General features: G+C 69.2%; 15 protein-coding genes and 1 pseudogene. 9 read left to right on the forward strand and 7 right to left on the reverse strand.

Annotated elements, in window-relative coordinates; translation table 11 throughout:
* Nucleotides 1-3 precede the first annotated feature (3 nt).
* Entirely contained in the window at nt 4-762 is a 759-nt protein-coding gene (locus AC1DTF_RS11360; protein WP_057168768.1) for an SDR family oxidoreductase, read from the reverse strand.
* A gap of 120 nt (nt 763-882) precedes the next feature.
* Between AC1DTF_RS11360 and AC1DTF_RS11365 the strand changes: the two genes are divergently transcribed.
* Complete coding sequence (locus AC1DTF_RS11365) at nt 883-1,434, forward strand: TetR/AcrR family transcriptional regulator (RefSeq protein WP_477474131.1); 552 nt, start codon at nt 883-885, stop codon at nt 1,432-1,434.
* Here AC1DTF_RS11365 and AC1DTF_RS11370 read toward each other — a convergent pair.
* Complete coding sequence (locus AC1DTF_RS11370) at nt 1,431-1,871, reverse strand: MarR family winged helix-turn-helix transcriptional regulator (protein ID WP_477474132.1); 441 nt, start codon at nt 1,869-1,871, stop codon at nt 1,431-1,433. The two genes, AC1DTF_RS11365 and AC1DTF_RS11370, sit on opposite strands and share 4 nt — an antisense overlap.
* A 65-nt stretch (nt 1,872-1,936) precedes the next feature.
* On the opposite strand from AC1DTF_RS11370, the gene AC1DTF_RS11375 reads away from it, so the two are divergent.
* Nucleotides 1,937-3,166, forward strand: a complete 1,230-nt coding sequence (locus tag AC1DTF_RS11375) for a multidrug effflux MFS transporter (protein WP_477474133.1) — start codon at nt 1,937-1,939, stop codon at nt 3,164-3,166.
* On the opposite strand, the pseudogene AC1DTF_RS11380 reads toward AC1DTF_RS11375, so the two are convergent.
* The 4 genes and pseudogenes from AC1DTF_RS11380 to AC1DTF_RS11395 form a co-directional block, all read right to left on the reverse strand.
* Nucleotides 3,157-4,017 (reverse strand): annotated as a pseudogene (locus AC1DTF_RS11380) (amino acid ABC transporter permease); the annotation flags it as partial. The gene AC1DTF_RS11375 and the pseudogene AC1DTF_RS11380 sit on opposite strands and share 10 nt — an antisense overlap.
* Nucleotides 4,014-4,694: an amino acid ABC transporter permease gene (locus tag AC1DTF_RS11385; protein WP_477474134.1), complete on the reverse strand. Its 681-nt coding sequence runs from the start codon at nt 4,692-4,694 to the stop codon at nt 4,014-4,016. The pseudogene AC1DTF_RS11380 and the gene AC1DTF_RS11385, both read right to left, overlap by 4 nt.
* 15 nt (nt 4,695-4,709) lie before the next feature.
* The gene (locus AC1DTF_RS11390; RefSeq protein WP_477474135.1) at nt 4,710-5,522 is read right to left on the reverse strand and encodes a glutamate ABC transporter substrate-binding protein; all 813 of its coding nucleotides are present in this window, start codon (nt 5,520-5,522) and stop codon (nt 4,710-4,712) included.
* Nucleotides 5,523-5,548: 26 nt separating this feature from the next.
* Complete coding sequence (locus tag AC1DTF_RS11395; RefSeq protein WP_057168996.1) at nt 5,549-6,277, reverse strand: amino acid ABC transporter ATP-binding protein; 729 nt, start codon at nt 6,275-6,277, stop codon at nt 5,549-5,551.
* 90 nt (nt 6,278-6,367) lie between these two features.
* Here AC1DTF_RS11395 and miaB point away from each other — a divergent pair, with 90 nt between their 5' ends.
* Together miaB and AC1DTF_RS11405 are read left to right on the forward strand one after the other, a co-directional pair.
* Nucleotides 6,368-7,897 carry a tRNA (N6-isopentenyl adenosine(37)-C2)-methylthiotransferase MiaB gene (gene miaB, locus AC1DTF_RS11400; RefSeq protein WP_477474136.1) on the forward strand — a complete coding sequence of 510 codons (1,530 nt, stop codon included), beginning with the start codon at nt 6,368-6,370 and terminating at the stop codon, nt 7,895-7,897.
* Nucleotides 7,885-8,475: an Rv2732c family membrane protein gene (locus tag AC1DTF_RS11405; protein ID WP_477474137.1), complete on the forward strand. Its 591-nt coding sequence runs from the start codon at nt 7,885-7,887 to the stop codon at nt 8,473-8,475. The genes miaB and AC1DTF_RS11405 overlap by 13 nt, the downstream gene beginning before the upstream one ends.
* Here AC1DTF_RS11405 and AC1DTF_RS11410 read toward each other — a convergent pair.
* Nucleotides 8,472-9,845, reverse strand: coding sequence for a DUF349 domain-containing protein (locus AC1DTF_RS11410; protein WP_477474138.1), 1,374 nt, complete (start codon nt 9,843-9,845; stop codon nt 8,472-8,474). The two genes, AC1DTF_RS11405 and AC1DTF_RS11410, sit on opposite strands and share 4 nt — an antisense overlap.
* Before the next feature lie 161 nt (nt 9,846-10,006).
* Here AC1DTF_RS11410 and AC1DTF_RS11415 point away from each other — a divergent pair, with 161 nt between their 5' ends.
* The 5 genes from AC1DTF_RS11415 to hflX are packed head-to-tail and all read left to right on the forward strand — an operon-like array spanning nt 10,007 to nt 14,778.
* Complete coding sequence (locus AC1DTF_RS11415; RefSeq protein WP_477474139.1) at nt 10,007-10,894, forward strand: DMT family transporter; 888 nt, start codon at nt 10,007-10,009, stop codon at nt 10,892-10,894.
* 4 nt (nt 10,895-10,898) lie between these two features.
* Nucleotides 10,899-11,579 carry a class III extradiol ring-cleavage dioxygenase family protein gene (locus AC1DTF_RS11420; protein ID WP_477474140.1) on the forward strand — a complete coding sequence of 227 codons (681 nt, stop codon included), beginning with the start codon at nt 10,899-10,901 and terminating at the stop codon, nt 11,577-11,579.
* Between the two features lie 8 nt (nt 11,580-11,587).
* On the forward strand, nt 11,588-12,487 hold the full coding sequence (miaA, locus tag AC1DTF_RS11425; RefSeq protein WP_162264253.1) for a tRNA (adenosine(37)-N6)-dimethylallyltransferase MiaA: 900 nt from the start codon (nt 11,588-11,590) through the stop codon (nt 12,485-12,487).
* A complete protein-coding gene (gene dapF / locus AC1DTF_RS11430; RefSeq protein ID WP_477474141.1) occupies nt 12,484-13,332 on the forward strand; it encodes a diaminopimelate epimerase in 849 nt (282 codons plus the stop codon). The genes miaA and dapF overlap by 4 nt, the downstream gene beginning before the upstream one ends.
* 33 nt (nt 13,333-13,365) lie before the next feature.
* Complete coding sequence (gene hflX / locus AC1DTF_RS11435) at nt 13,366-14,778, forward strand: GTPase HflX (protein WP_477474142.1); 1,413 nt, start codon at nt 13,366-13,368, stop codon at nt 14,776-14,778.
* The last annotated feature ends 50 nt before the right edge of the window (nt 14,779-14,828 follow it).

A 14,828-nucleotide genomic window follows, 5' to 3' on the forward strand; every position in this document is an offset into this window, starting at 1 on the left:
CTGTCAGATCAGGAAGCCACCGTCGACGTTCAACGCGATGCCGGTGATGTAGCCGGAATCCGGTGAGGCCAGGAACGCGACGGCGCTGGCGACGTCGCTGGTGTGACCGTAGTGGCCGACCGCCAGCAGCGGAGTCATCTGGTCGGCCAGTGGGCCTTCGGCGGGATTCATGTCGGTGGCGATCGGCCCCGGCTGAATGTTGTTCACGGTGATACCGCGCGGGCCCAGTTCACGGGCCAGGCCTCGGGTGAAGCCGGCGACGGCCGCCTTGGACAACGCGTACACCGAGAAGGCGGGCACCGGAACACGGTCGGCGTTCACGCTGCCGATGTTGATGATGCGGCCGCCCTTGCCCAGGTGCGGCACCGCGGCCTTGGTGGCGGCGAATACGCCGCGCACGTTGATGTTCACGATCCGGTCGAACTCTTCGAGTGCGAAGTCCTCGATGAGCGCGCCGGAGGCCACGCCCGCATTGTTGACCAGGATGTCGAGACCGCCCAGTTCGGCGACCGTGGTGTCGACGGCGGCCGCGGTGGCCGTCGCGTCGGCGCTGTCGGCCTGGATGGCCACCACCTTCGCGCCGGCGGCGGTCAGTTCGGCGGCCAGGGCTTCCGCGGGTGCCGGTGACGAGTTGTAGGTGAACGCCACGGCGGCGCCGTCGGCGGCCAGCCGGCGCACGATCTCGGCTCCGATACCGCGGGAGGCTCCGGTGACCAGGGCCCGGCGGCCGGCCAGTACTGGAGTGTGGGTGGTGTCGGTCATGGTGTCCTCCGAAGGCTGGGAAGGTTCTTTCGAACCGATCGGTTACATAGTGTGTACAGGTCAAGCGTCACGGCAGGAAGATCATTCCGCACTGTGGCCCGCATCACACAGGAGAGGTCAATGGCGATCGGTCGGCCCAGGGGATTCGAACCGCAGCAGGTGCTCGACACCGCCACCCGGCTGTTCTGGGAGCACGGCTTCGACGGCGTCTCCATCAGTGACCTCACCGACGCCACCGGGATCAACCGGCGCAGTCTCTACGACACCTTCGGTTCCAAGGACGACCTGTTCCGGCGCGCGGTCGAGCATTACGTGGCGGGCCACGGCGGCTATGCCGCCGACGCGCTCGGCCTACCGACGGCCCGCGAGGTCGCCCACGCGATGGTGCACGGGGCGGCCGACGCCACCTCGACGCCGGACCGTCCGTCGGGATGTCTGCTGGTGCAGGGGGGTTCCGATCTGGCCGAACTGCGCGATGCCGGGGTAACGGTGCTCGCCGAGCGGTTCGCCGCGGCGCAGTCGGCGGGCGAGATCGCCGGTGAGGACCCCGTTTCGCTGGCCCGTTGGATCGCCGCCACCTGTCAGGGCATCGCCGTGCAGGCCAGGAGCGGCGCCACCCGCGAGGAACTGCACGCCATCGCCGACCGGTCGTTGCGGGCCTGGCCCGACTAGTACAGGCCGCGCTCCAGCGTGCCGAGAAGTTCGAGCGCGGCGGTGATGTCGTGATCGCCGGTGTCCGCGAGCGCATCGCGGAGCAGTCCGGACCAGATCGCCCTGATGTGCCTCAGGTTCTCGGCGGCCGACTCGGTGGACCGCAACAGTGATTGACGGTTGTCGGAGGGGTCGGCGGCCCGCCGCACCAGGTGTTTGGCCTCCAGGTCGCGCAACGCCCGGCTCAGATTGCTGCGCTGCAGGCCGGTTCCGCTGGCGACCGCGCTGGGGCTGACGCCGGGGTGGTGGTCGATATAGCGCAGCACCGTCACCTCGGTGGTCGAGAGGTCGAGCACCGAAGGGTCTGCGGCGGTACGCAGTTTGATGGCGCGGGACACCGCCATGACGACGTCGGCCAGGTCGGCGAGCTGCTCGGTGTGACGCGATCGCGCTTGCATGCGGCCACCCTACCTGATAGTTATAGATATATAACTATCAAATGATAACTACTTGGAGATGTTGAATGCCGACGTCCGTCGACACCCCCGCGCGTACCGAGCGCGCGCCGCGCATCACCGCCGGCCTGCTGGTCACCCTCGCGCTGCTGTCCGCGGTGGCTCCCTTCGCCACCGACCTGTACCTGCCCGCCTTTCCCGAGATGGTCTCCGACCTGCACACCTCGCCCACGAATGTGCAGCTGACCCTGACCACCTTCCTCATCGGGCTTGCCCTGGGGCAGTTGATCTTCGGCCCGCTGTCCGACCGCTACGGGCGGGTCCGGCCACTGCTGATCGGCGCCGCCATCTGCGTGGCCGCCAGTGTGGTGGCGGTGCTGGCGCCGACCATCGAGGTGCTCATCGCCGCCCGGCTGGCCCAGGGCCTCACGGGTGCGGCAGGCATGGTGATCGGCCGCGCGATCATCTCCGACCTGGCGACCGGTCGCGCCGCCGCCCGGGCGTTCAGCCTGATGATGATCGTGGGGGGCGTGGCCCCGATCGCCGCGCCGCTGGCCGGTGGTTTCCTGGTGGGTCCGCTGGGCTGGCGCGGCGCGCTGGCCGTCATCCTGGCGCTGGTCGTGCTGATGCTCATCGCCGCGCTGGTGGTGATCCGCGAAACCCATACCGAGGAGCGGCGCACCGCGTTGCGCGACGAAAAGGCCACCACCGGTTCGCCTCTGCGCCGGCTTCTCGGTCGGCGATACGTCGGCAACGTCGTCGCCTTCGGCTTCGCGTTCGCCGTGATGATGGCCTACATCTCGGCCTCGCCGTTCATCTACCAGACGATGATGGGGCTGAGCGCGGCCCAGTACGGTGCGGTGTTCGGGGTGAATGCGTTCGGTCTGCTGCTGATGAGTGCGCTGAGCGCCCGGTTGTCCGCGCGCAGTGAACCGCACGTCCTGGCCGCCGTCGGCTTGGCGGTGATCACGGTGTCCAGCATCGCCGTGCTGGCGCTGTCCTGGTCGGGAGCCGCGGCCGGCTGGCTGGCGCTCCCGCTGTTCACCGCCGTCGCCGGGATGGGCCTCATCTTCGGCAACGCGACCGCGCTGGCGCTGTCGGCCGCCCCGGGTGCGGCAGGCACTGCCTCGGCCGCGTTGGGCGCCACCCAGTTCCTGCTGGCCGCCGCCGTCTCACCGCTGGTGAGTCTGGCCGGCGAGCGGACCGCGGGCCCGCTGGGCATCGTGATGGTCTGCGCGTCGGCGATCGCCTGTGCGGGTCTGGTGCTGGCCCGGAAYCAGACCGCCGGACCGTCCTGAACAACGGGCCTGGCGGCCAACGGTTCCGGCCCCTTCTTGGACCGGCGCAGCCGGGCCTCGAGTCGGTTGGCCGCCGACGACAGCGCGAAGTTCAGCGCGATCATCAGCGCCGCGATGACGATGAGCGCGGGAATGTAGTTGCCGTAGGCCGATCCGATGCTCTGGCCCTGCCGGACCATCTCCAGGAATGTGATCTGGTACCCGATCGCGGTGTCCTTGAGCACCACCACCATCTGGGACACCAGTACCGGAAGCATCGAGGTGATGGCCTGCGGCAGCTGGATGGAACCCATCGTCTGGCGCCAGGTCATGCCCAGCGCCGAGGCCGCCTCGGCCTGTCCGCGCGGTAGGGCGTGCACGCCGGTGCGCACGATCTCGGCGATCACCGCCGAGTTGTACAGGGTCAGACCGGTGATGACACCGGCCAGCGCCAGGTATTCCGACGGGAACATGTCGTAGAACGCGAACAGTGCATACGAGAACAGCATCATGATGAGCACCGGGACCGCACGGAAGAACTCCACGAAGGTCGCACACGCCCAACTCACCGCCGATATCGGGGACAGCCGGCCGACACCGAGCAGGCAGCCGAGCACCAGCGCCAGCACGATGGACGCCGCCGCCGCGGTCAGCGTGCCCTTGATGCCGGGCAGCACGTAGGTGATCCACAGATCCCCGGTGAGGAAGGGCTCCCATTTGGCCGCGGTGAATTGATCCGCGGCGGCGAACTTCCAGATCACCCAGCCGAACGCCGCGGCGAAGAGCACCACCGTCAGGACGGTGAAGATCCGGTTGCGGGCCCGGGCGCGGGGACCGGGTACGTCGTAGAGGACGGAGGCAGCAGCTTTCACCTCAGCACCGCCAGCCGCTTGCCCAGCCAGCCGAACAGCAGCCCCATCGGCAGCGTCAGGATGACGAACCCGATCGCGAAGATGCCACCGACCACCAGCAGCGCCGAGGTGTTCTCCACCATCTCCTTCATCAACAACGCCGCCTCGGCCACCCCGATCGCCGAGGCGATGGTGGTGTTCTTGGTCAACGCGATCAGCACCGAACCGAGCGGAATGATCACCGCGCGAAACGCCTGCGGCAACATGACGATCCGCAGGTTCTGGGCGAAGGTCAGGCCGAGCGAACGTGCCGCCTCGGCCTGACCCACCGGCACCGTGTTGACGCCGGACCGGATCGCCTCACAGACGAAAGCCGCTGTATAGACGGTCAATCCGAACACCGAGAGCCGGAAACCGCTGTCCACGATCGAGGTCGGCGAGTTGGGGTCGGTCAGCGTGATGTGCAGCGTGTTACCGAGACCCAGYGAGCAGAACACCAGGATCAGGGTCAACGGCGTGTTGCGCACCACGTTGACGTAGCTGGTGCCCAGCCCACGCATCACCGGAACCGGGGACAGTCGCATCCCGGCCAGGATGGTGCCCAGCACCAGCGCGCCGATGGCGGCGTACACCGTGAGCTGAATGGTGACCCAGAACGCCGCGTAGATCCGGTCCTGGTACTCGGTGAAGATCTCCACGTGACCGCGCGCGGTTTACTTGTCGACGGTCGGCGGTGTGGGCGCGGTGATGCCTGCGGGGCCGAGGTTCTTGTCGAAGGCCTCTTTCCACGCGCCGTCGGCGATCATCTTGGTGATGGCATCGTTGATCTTGGTACGCAGTTCGGTGTCGTCCTTCTTCAGGCCGATGCCGTAACGCTCCTCGGAGAACGGTTCGCCGACGATCTTGAACGTTCCGGGGGACTGGGCGGCGTAGCCGGCCAGGATGACCTCATCGGTGGTCACCGCGTCGATCGCGCCGGTCTTGAGCGCCTCCACGCAGGCCGAGTAGGTGTCGTACTGCTGCAACTGCACGCCCGGGTACTTGTCCTTGATGCGCTGGGCCGGCGTGGAACCGGTCACCGAGCACAGCTTCTTGTTGTTCTCCAGCGACTCCGCACCGGTGATGTCGCTGTTGTCGGCGCGCACCAGCAGGCTCTGCCCGGTGATCAGGTACGGCCCGGCGAAGCTCACCTTCTCCTTGCGGGCGTCGGTGATCGAGTACGTCGCGGCGATGAAGTCCACCTGCCCGTTCTGGATCAGCGTCTCGCGCTGCCCCGACGGGGATTCCTTCCACTCGATGTCCTCGGGCTTGTAGCCCAGCTGCTCGGCGACATAGGTCGCCACGTCGACGTCGAACCCGCTCATGGTGCCGTCGGGGTTCTTCAGACCCAGACCGGGCTGATCGATCTTGGTGCCGATGGTCACCTTGTTGCTGTCGCCCTCACCGCCGCCGCACGCGGCGAGGGTCAACGGCAGCGCTGCGGCCAGAACGGCGGCGGCAGCCACCCGGAAACGCAGAGACGGCATGTCATGGTCCTTTCGGAGGTGGACGATCAGTGGTTGAGAATTTTGCCGAGGAAATCCTTGGCACGGTCGGACTTGGGGTTGTTGAAGAACTCCTCGGGCTCGGCGTCCTCGACGATCGCACCGTCGGACATGAACACCACCCGATGTGACGCGCGCCGCGCGAAACCCATCTCGTGGGTGACGACCAGCATGGTCATCCCGTCGGTGGCCAGCGAGGTCATCACCGCCAGCACCTCGTTGATCATCTCCGGATCGAGCGCGCTGGTCGGCTCGTCGAACAGCATCACCTTCGGGCTCATCGCCAGTGACCGGGCGATCGCGACCCGTTGCTGCTGCCCGCCGGACAGCTGAGCCGGGTACTTGTCGGCCTGATTGGAGATGCCGACCCGGTCCAGCAGGGCCATCGCCTCGGTACGGGCCTTGTCCTTGGCCAGCTTTCGCACCTTGACCGGCGCCAGCATCACGTTCTCGACAATTGTCTTGTGCGCGAACAGGTTGAACGACTGGAACACCATGCCGACATCCGAGCGCAACTCGGCGAGTTTGCGGCCCTCCTCGGGCAGCACCGCACCGTCGATGGAGATGGTGCCGGTATCGATCGGCTCGAGCCGATTGATGGTGCGGCACAACGTTGATTTGCCCGAACCCGACGGGCCCAGCACCACCACGACCTGACCGCGCGGAACATCGAGATCGATGTCCCGGAGCACGTGCAGATCGCCGAAGTGCTTGTTCACACCCTGTAGCGAGATCATCGGGACCGAAGCCGCGGTGGTCATGGACTGGAACCCTACCCAGGTAATGCTCAGGATGGGGCGTATCGACACCCCCGTAACATGAACGTCGTGACTTCCGTGTTGGCCTCGACTGTGGAGGCGGGTGCTGGCCGCCCGGCCCCCGTGCGCACCTATCAGGTGCGTACCTACGGCTGCCAGATGAATGTGCACGACTCCGAGCGGTTGTCCGGGCTGCTGGAGGCCGCCGGCTACGAGCGGGCCGCCGAGGGCACCGACGCCGATATCGTGGTGTTCAACACCTGCGCCGTGCGCGAGAACGCGGACAACAAGCTGTACGGCAATCTCAGCCATCTGGCCCCGCGCAAGAACGCCGAACCCGACATGCAGATCGCCGTCGGGGGCTGCCTGGCCCAGAAGGACCGCGACGCCGTCCTGAAGAAGGCGCCCTGGGTCGACGTGGTGTTCGGCACCCACAACATCGGCTCGCTGCCGGTGCTGCTGGAGCGGGCACGTCACCAGCGGGTCGCCCAGGTCGAGATCGCCGAGTCGCTGCAGGAGTTCCCGTCGGCGCTGCCTGCTGCCCGCGAATCCGCCTACGCCGCTTGGGTTTCCATATCGGTGGGATGTAACAACACCTGCACGTTCTGCATCGTTCCCGCGCTGCGCGGCAAAGAGGTGGACCGTCGCCCCGGTGACGTGCTGGCCGAGGTGCAGACCCTGGTGGACCAGGGTGTGCTCGAGGTCACCCTGCTGGGGCAGAACGTGAACGCCTACGGGGTGTCCTTCGCCGACTCCGACACCCCGCGCAACCGCGGCGCCTTCGCCGACCTGCTGCGGGCCTGCGGGACCATCGACGGGCTGGAGCGCGTCCGGTTCACCTCCCCGCACCCCGCCGAGTTCACCGACGACGTCATCGAGGCCATGGCAGCCACGCCCAATGTGTGCCCGACGCTGCACATGCCGCTGCAGTCGGGCTCGGATCGCGTGCTCAAGGCGATGCGGCGGTCCTACCGCGCCGAGCGATACCTGGGCATCATCGACCGGGTGCGCACCGCGATACCGCACGCCGCCATCACCACCGACATCATCGTCGGCTTCCCGGGCGAGACCGAGCAGGATTTCCAGGCCACCCTGGATGTGGTGGCGCAGTCCCGCTTTGCGAACGCGTACACGTTCCAGTACTCGAAGCGCCCCGGCACCCCGGCCGCCACGCTCGCCGACCAACTGCCCAAAGAGGTTGTCAGCGAACGCTATCAGCGACTCATCGAGCTACAGGAGCAGATTTCTTTGCAGGAGAACCAGGCTCAGGTCGGCGTGCACGTCGAACTGCTGGTCGCCGCGGGGGAGGGACGCAAGGACGCCGCCACCGCGCGGATGTCCGGGCGCGCCCGCGACGGCCGGCTGGTGCACTTCGCCTCCGGCGGCGCCGACATCCGCCCCGGCGACATCGTCACCACGACCGTGACGCGCGCCGCCCCGCACTTCCTGGTCGCCGACGGAGTCGTGTCCACGCACCGCCGTACCCGCGCCGGGGACGCGCACGCGGCGGGGCTTCGCCCGGTCACCGGCGTGGGTCTCGGTATGCCGGGTATCGGCGTTCCGCCCGCCGTCCCCGTCACCGGAGGATGCGCGCTGTGAGCGGCCAGGACCCCAAGGACTTCGACGCGTTCAAGGGCGATATCGAAGCCGCCGAACGCCGGGTGGCCTCCGAGATCGACCCCGGTGCCCGCGCCCTGGTGGTGGCGATCCTGGTGTTCGTCGTGCTGGTGTCGTTGCTGCTCCCGCACACCGGATCCTCCCGCGGCATCGACGTGCTGATCGCCAGCGACACCGCGATCGCCGACGGCCTCTCGCTGCCGTCGCGGGTGTTCGTCTGGCTGGCGCTGGTCTTCAGCGTCGGGTTCTCCGTCCTGGCGCTGCTGACCCGGCGCTGGACGCTGGCCTGGATCGCGCTGGCAGGCACCACCGTGGCCTGCCCGGCGGGCATGCTCGCGGTGTGGTCCCGCCAGACCGCCGGTGCGGGGCTGCCCGGCCCCGGATTCGGGCTCGTCATCGGTTGGCTGGCCGTGCTGCTGCTGGCCTTCCACTGGGCGCGGGTGGTGTGGTCACGCACCGCGGTGCAGCTGGCCGCCGAGGCGGAGCGCCGTCAGGCCGTCGCCGAGCGTCAGCACAAGACGCTGCTCGACGATCTCGGTGACGATCCCGACAAGCCCTAACGCTTCTTGGTGACCGCTTCCGCAGCGGTCCCCGCCCACTCCCGCCACTGCGCGGCGCTGGCCCGGGCCGCCTCGGCATCCTTGGTCTTGCCTGCCGCCTCGGCCTTCTCCGCCTGGCGCTCGAACTGCTCGGCGCGCTCGCGGAACTGATCGGCCCGCGCCTGGGCCTCGGCATCGGGTTGGCTCGCGGTGGTCGCGTCGCGGACCTTCTTCTCCACCGCGCGCAGTCGGCGCTCCAGATCCGCCGACTTCTCCCGCGGCACCTTGCCGATGGCGTCCCACTTGTCGCCGATCGCACGCAGCGCGGCCTGGGCGGCCTTGGCGTCGGAGATGTCGATGCGTTCGGCCTCGGCCAGCAGCTTCTCCTTGGCGACCGCGTTCGCGCCGAACTCGGCATCTCGCTCGGCGTTGATGGCGTTGCGGGCCTCGAAGAAGGTGTCCTGGGCGGCCTTGAACCGCGCCCACAGCGCGTCGTCGACATCCTTGGCGGCGCGACCGGCGGCCTTCCACTGCGCGAGCAGATCCCGGAAGGTCGCCGCGGTGCCTGCCCAGTCGGTGGAATCGCTGAGCTTCTCCGCCTTCTCGCAGAGGGCTTCCTTGGCCTGCCGGGCCCCGACACGCTCGCGGTCCAGCTCGGCGAAGTGCGAACCCCGGCGCCGGTTGAAGGTCTCCCGGGCCGCCGAGTACCGCTTCCACAGCGCGTCGTCGGTCTTGCGGTCCAGGCCGGTGATGGTGCGCCACTCGTCGAGGATCGCGCGCAGCCGGTCGCCGGCGGACTTCCACTGGCCGGTGGCGTTGGCGATCTCCTCGGCCTCGGCGGCCAGCGCCTCCTTGCGGGCGGTCTGGGCGGCGCGGTGCTCATCGCGCCGGGCGCGTTCCTCGGCGGCGGCCCCGTCGGCGTGTTCGAGGATGGACTTGAGCCGCTGCTCGACGGCGTCGACATCGCCGAGGACCGCGGCGGTCGGCAGGGTTTCCAGCAGTGCGGAGGCCGCGGACTTGATCTTGCGGGCATCTCCGCTGCCGGAGGCCAGCCGGGCCTCCAGGAGGACGACCTCGGTGTGCAGATCGTCGTAGCGGCGGCCGAAATGTGCGAACGCGGCCTCGGTCTCACCGGCCTGCCAGGAGCCGATGACGCGTTCTCCGGCGGCGGTGATCAGGACGACGGTGCCATCGTCCTCGACGCGACCGAACCGGTGGGGATCCACCGATGCCGGTGCCGAGACGACGGGCGCGGCTGCCACGGCCGCGGCCGGGCGGGGGTGCGGTGTCGGACGCGGTCCTGGCCTGGGCGTGGGTTTGGGAGTGGGCTTGGGGGCCGCAGCTGCCGATTCCCCGGTGGTCTCGCCGGAACCTGAGTCGTTGGTTGTCATATCCATTCCTCGCACTCCGCGTGGTCTGACCCACGCACCTGCCGCGCGACGCGGCGCCCGATAGCTTCCGTCGCTATTCAAGCAGGTCGGGTCGAGCCGCGGTTGCGATCGGCATGTGTTTACCGGCACCCTCAGTGCCCTGACCTGTTGGGAGGCCTCCGTTGGACAAGGCGGATATCGCCGCACTGCTGGCACTCGGCGCTGCGCTGTTCATCGCCATCGGCGATGTCATCCACCAGCGTTCCGCGCACGAGGTGACCGATGAGCAGGTCAGCCATCTGCAACTGTTCCTGCGACTGCTCAAGGACCGCGCCTGGTGGATCGGCAGTCTCGTCTCGGCGGTCGGGTTCGGACTGCAGGCGGCGGCGCTGGGGCTGGGTTCGGTGCTGCTGGTGCAGGCCCTGCTGGTCACCTCGCTGCTGTTCGCGCTACCGCTGAACGCCCGCGCGAACCAGCACCGGGTGAGTCGGTTCGAGTGGACCTGGGCGGTGCTGCTGGCGGTGTCGGTGGTGGTGATCGTCACGGTCGGCAACCCGACGGCCGGCCATGAGCGGGCCGGCGCGGACACCTGGCTGGCCGTCGGTGCGGTGCTGGCACCGGCGATCGTGCTGTGTGTGCTGGGCGCGCGGGTCTGGTCCGGCCGCAAGATCAGCGCGATCCTGCTGGCGTGCGTCTCCGGCGCGCTGTGGGGACTTTTCGCGATTCTCACCAAGGGCGTGGTCGACCGCATCGGCGACGGGGTGTGGGAGCTGCTGCGCACCCCGGAGCTCTATGCCTGGGTGCTGGTGGCGGTGGCGGGCACCGCCTACCAGCAGGCCGCGTTCCGGGCCGGGTCGATCACGGCGTCGCTGCCGACGATGACGGTGACCGAGCCGATCGTCGCCTCGGTGCTGGGTGTGGTGGTGCTCGGGGAGACCCTGCGCCCCGGAGAGGCCGGCTGGATCACCCTGATCGCCGCGGTGGCGGTGATGATGGTCGCCACCGCCGCCCTGGCCCGCGGGGAGGCCGGCTGGGCCGATCAGTCCGACACCGCCAAGGCGATAACGTGATGGCGTGTTGGCGGCCATTGCTCTGATCCCCTCGGCGCCGGTCCTGGTGCCCGAACTCGCCGGTGCCGCGGCGGCCGAAGTGGCAGATCTGCGTACCGCGGTGCTGACGGCGGCCGCCGAACTGCCGCCGCGCTGGATCGCCCTCGGCGCGGGTGGCGACGACCAGCTGATCGCGGCGTCCGCGGTGGGCACCTTCGCCGGGTACGGCGCCGACATCCGGGTCGCATTGTCGCCGGATGCCGACGACCCGGTGACCGAGCTGCCGCTGGCCGCGCTGATCGCCGGCTGGGTGCGCGGGCAGGTGAACGCCGGCCGCACCGCCGAGGTGCGGGTCTACGCCGACGCCGGCGAGGCGGCCGTGTACCGCGGTAGGACGCTGCGGACCGAGCTCGAGGAACTCCCGGAACCCGTCGGCGTGCTGGTGGTCGCCGACGGCGCGAACACGCTGACCCAGTCCGCGCCCGGCGGGTTCGACCCGGATTCGGTGTCCGCCCAGGCCGCGCTGGATGACGCGCTGGCCGCCGGCGATGTCGACGCCGTGATCAGGTGTGCCGGCGGCGCGGTCGGGCAGGGCGCCTATCAGGTGCTGGCCGGCCTGGTCGGCGCGCGGCCGGTGCAGGCCCGTGAGCTCTACCGCGGGGCACCATTCGGCGTCGGCTACTTCGCGGGCACCTGGCTCCCATGAGTAGCGAGATCCGTCCCGTCGCGGTCATCGGGCCGACCGGGACCGGAAAGTCCGCGCTCGGGCTGGCCCTGGCGGAGCGGCTCGGCGGCGAGATCGTGAACGCCGATGCCATGCAGTTCTACCGCGGCATGGACATCGGCACCGCCAAACTGCCCGTGGCGCAGCGTCGCGGCATCGTGCATCACCAACTCGATGTCCTCGACGTCACCGAGAACGCCTCGGTCGCGCGGTACCAGGAGAACGCGGCGGCCGATATCGAGGCGATCATGGCCCGCGGCGCGGTGCCGGTGATCGTCGGCGGATCCATGCTCTACATCCAGTCGCTGCTGGACCAGTGGTCGTTCCCGGCGACCGATCCGGCGGTGCGGGCCCGCTGGGAGGCCCGCCTCGCCGAGGTCGGGGTGGGCGCGCTGCACGCCGAACTGACCCGGGTCGACCCGGCGGCCGGTGCCGCCATCCTGGACACCGACGGCCGCCGCATCGTGCGCGCACTCGAGGTGGTCGAACTGACCGGCAAACCCTTCGCGGCGTCGGCGCCACGCATCGGCACCCCGCGCTGGGGTACGGCGATCATCGGGCTGGATTGGGACACAAGCATTCTGGATGAACGGCTGCAGCAGCGCACCGACACTATGTTCGCCGAAGGTCTGGTCGCCGAGGTGTCCGGCCTGATCGAGCGTGGCCTGCGCGACGGGGTGACGGCATCGCGGGCCCTCGGTTACGCGCAGGTGCTCGCCGACCTGGACGCCCTGGGCGACGGCTCCGCCGCCGCCGAGCCCACCTTCGTGGGCACCCGTCGCTATGTGCGCAGGCAGCGCTCCTGGTTCCGCCGCGATCACCGGGTGAACTGGCTCGACGGTTCGGCGCCGGACCTGATGGACGCGGCGCTGCGTATCCTGGACAAATGAGGTTCGCCAAAGGTCACGGCACACAGAACGACTTCGTCGTGCTGCCCGACCTCGACGCCGCGCTGGCGCTGACGCCCGACGCGGTGGCTGCGCTGTGCGACCGGCGCCGCGGACTGGGCGCCGACGGCGTGCTGCGGGTGACCACGGCCGGCGCCGCGGCTGCCGCCGGGGTCTTCGCGACATTGCCCGAGGGGGTGTCGGCCCAGGACTGGTACATGGACTACCGCAACGCCGACGGTTCCATCGCGCAGATGTGCGGGAACGGGGTGCGGGTCTTCGCGCACTACCTGCGGGCCTCCGGACTGGAGACCCGTGACGAATTCGTGGTCGGTTCGCTGGCCGGGGCGCGACCGGTGGTGATCGAGCAGTTCAGCCCCACGCACGCCGAGGTCACCGTCGACATGGGCAAGGTCAACCGGCTGGGCGCCGGGTCGGCCGTGGTCGGCGGGCAGCGCTTCACCGGGCTGGGCGTCGATGTCGGCAACCCGCACCTGGCCTGCGTGACGGACCTGAGCGCGGCCGCGCTGGCCGTCCTCGACGTCGGTGCACCCGTGTCCTTCGACACCGCGCAATTCCCCGACGGGGTGAACGTGGAGATCCTGACGAGCCCGACCGACGGCTCGGTGAACATGCGGGTCCACGAGCGCGGAGTGGGCGAAACCCGTTCCTGCGGAACAGGAACCGTGGCCGCGGCGCTGGCGGCGCTGAACCACCTGGGGGAGGAGACCGGCACCCTGGTGGTCCGCGTCCCCGGCGGTGAGGTGAGCGTCACCATCACTGAGGCCACCAGCTACCTGCGTGGCCCGTCGATGCTCGTTGCGCACGGCGAATATTCAGGTGCGTGAACCCCGGCCACCGTGCCACCATCGAAAGAACATATGACTGAATCTGACTTCACGCGCAATCCCGTTCCGAGCACCGGCGAACTGGCCCTCGAGGACCGCGCGGCACTGCGCCGCGTGGCCGGGCTGTCGACCGAACTCACCGACATCTCCGAGGTCGAATACCGTCAGCTGCGCCTGGAGCGGGTGGTGCTCGTCGGGGTGTGGACCGAGGGCACCGCAGCCGACGTGGACGCCAGCATGGCCGAACTCGCCGCGCTGGCCGAGACGGCGGGCTCGGAGGTCCTCGAGGCTCTCGTGCAGCGCCGCGACAAACCCGATGCGTCGACCTATATCGGCTCCGGCAAGGCCATCGAACTGCGCGATATCGTCACCGCCACCGGCGCGGACACCGTCATCTGCGACGGTGAGCTCAGTCCCGCTCAGCTGAACTCGCTGGAGAAGGTGGTCAAGGTCAAGGTCATCGACCGGACCGCGCTGATCCTGGACATCTTCGCCCAGCACGCCACGTCCGCCGAGGGCAAGGCGCAGGTGGCGTTCGCGCAGATGGAGTACATGCTGCCCCGGCTGCGCGGCTGGGRTGAGTCGATGTCCCGGCAGGGCGGCGGCGCCGGCGGCAGCGGTGGCGGCGTGGGCACCCGCGGCCCCGGTGAGACCAAGATCGAGACCGACCGCCGCCGTATCCGCGAGCGGATGTCGAAGTTGCGCCGCGAGATCAAGGACATGAAGAAGATCCGCGACACCCAGCGCGGTAAGCGCCGGGCCGCCGATCTGCCCGCCGTCGCGATCGTCGGCTACACCAACGCCGGAAAGTCCAGTCTGCTCAACGCGTTGACCGGCGCCGGGGTGCTGGTCGAGAACGCGCTGTTCGCCACGCTGGAGCCGACCACCCGCCGCGGCGAACTCGACGACGGCCGGCCCTTCGTGCTGACCGACACCGTCGGCTTCGTCCGGCACCTGCCCACCCAGCTGGTGGAGGCGTTCCGCTCCACCCTGGAGGAGGTCGTCGACGCCGATCTGCTGGTGCATGTGGTCGACGGCTCCGATGCCACCCCGCTGGCGCAGATCAACGCGGTCCGCCAGGTGGTGCGCGACGTCTACTCCGACCACGACGGCTCGCCGGCCCCGGAACTGTTGGTGGTCAACAAGATCGACGCGGCCGACGATCTCGCCCTGGCACAGCTGCGCCGCGCCCTACCGGACGCGGTGTTCGTGTCCGCGCACACCGGCGAGGGGCTCGATCAGCTGCGTGCCCGGCTGGTGGAGCTGGTCGAACCGACCGACGCCTTCGTCGACGTGACGGTGCCCTATGACCGCGGCGACCTGGTGGCCCGGGTGCACACCGAGGGCCGGATCGATACCACCGAACACACCGAATCGGGCACGAAAATCACTGCGCGCGTACCGGTTCCGCTCGCGGCCAGCCTGCGCGAGTTCAGCAACTGGTAGTCGCACGGGCAGGCACACCGTCCTGAGGGATCCCCCGGATTCCAGGGGCC

The sequence above is a fragment of the Mycobacterium sp. P4_H6 genome, assembly GCF_056400845.1.

Bases quoted from the DNA above. Each gene is read 5' to 3' on its own strand.
- AC1DTF_RS11370 (WP_477474132.1), bottom strand. From the start codon at position 1,871: ATGCAAGCGCGATCGCGTCACACCGAGCAGCTCGCCGACCTGGCCGAC.
- AC1DTF_RS11365 (WP_477474131.1), top strand. From the start codon at position 883: ATGGCGATCGGTCGGCCCAGGGGATTCGAACCGCAGCAGGTGCTCGAC.
- AC1DTF_RS11390 (WP_477474135.1), bottom strand. From the start codon at position 5,522: ATGCCGTCTCTGCGTTTCCGGGTGGCTGCCGCCGCCGTTCTGGCCGCA.
- AC1DTF_RS11405 (WP_477474137.1), top strand. From the start codon at position 7,885: ATGCGCGCTGTGAGCGGCCAGGACCCCAAGGACTTCGACGCGTTCAAG.
- AC1DTF_RS11360 (WP_057168768.1), bottom strand. From the start codon at position 762: ATGACCGACACCACCCACACTCCAGTACTGGCCGGCCGCCGGGCCCTG.
- AC1DTF_RS11395 (WP_057168996.1), bottom strand. From the start codon at position 6,277: ATGATCTCGCTACAGGGTGTGAACAAGCACTTCGGCGATCTGCACGTG.
- AC1DTF_RS11410 (WP_477474138.1), bottom strand. From the start codon at position 9,845: ATGACAACCAACGACTCAGGTTCCGGCGAGACCACCGGGGAATCGGCA.
- dapF (WP_477474141.1), top strand. From the start codon at position 12,484: ATGAGGTTCGCCAAAGGTCACGGCACACAGAACGACTTCGTCGTGCTG.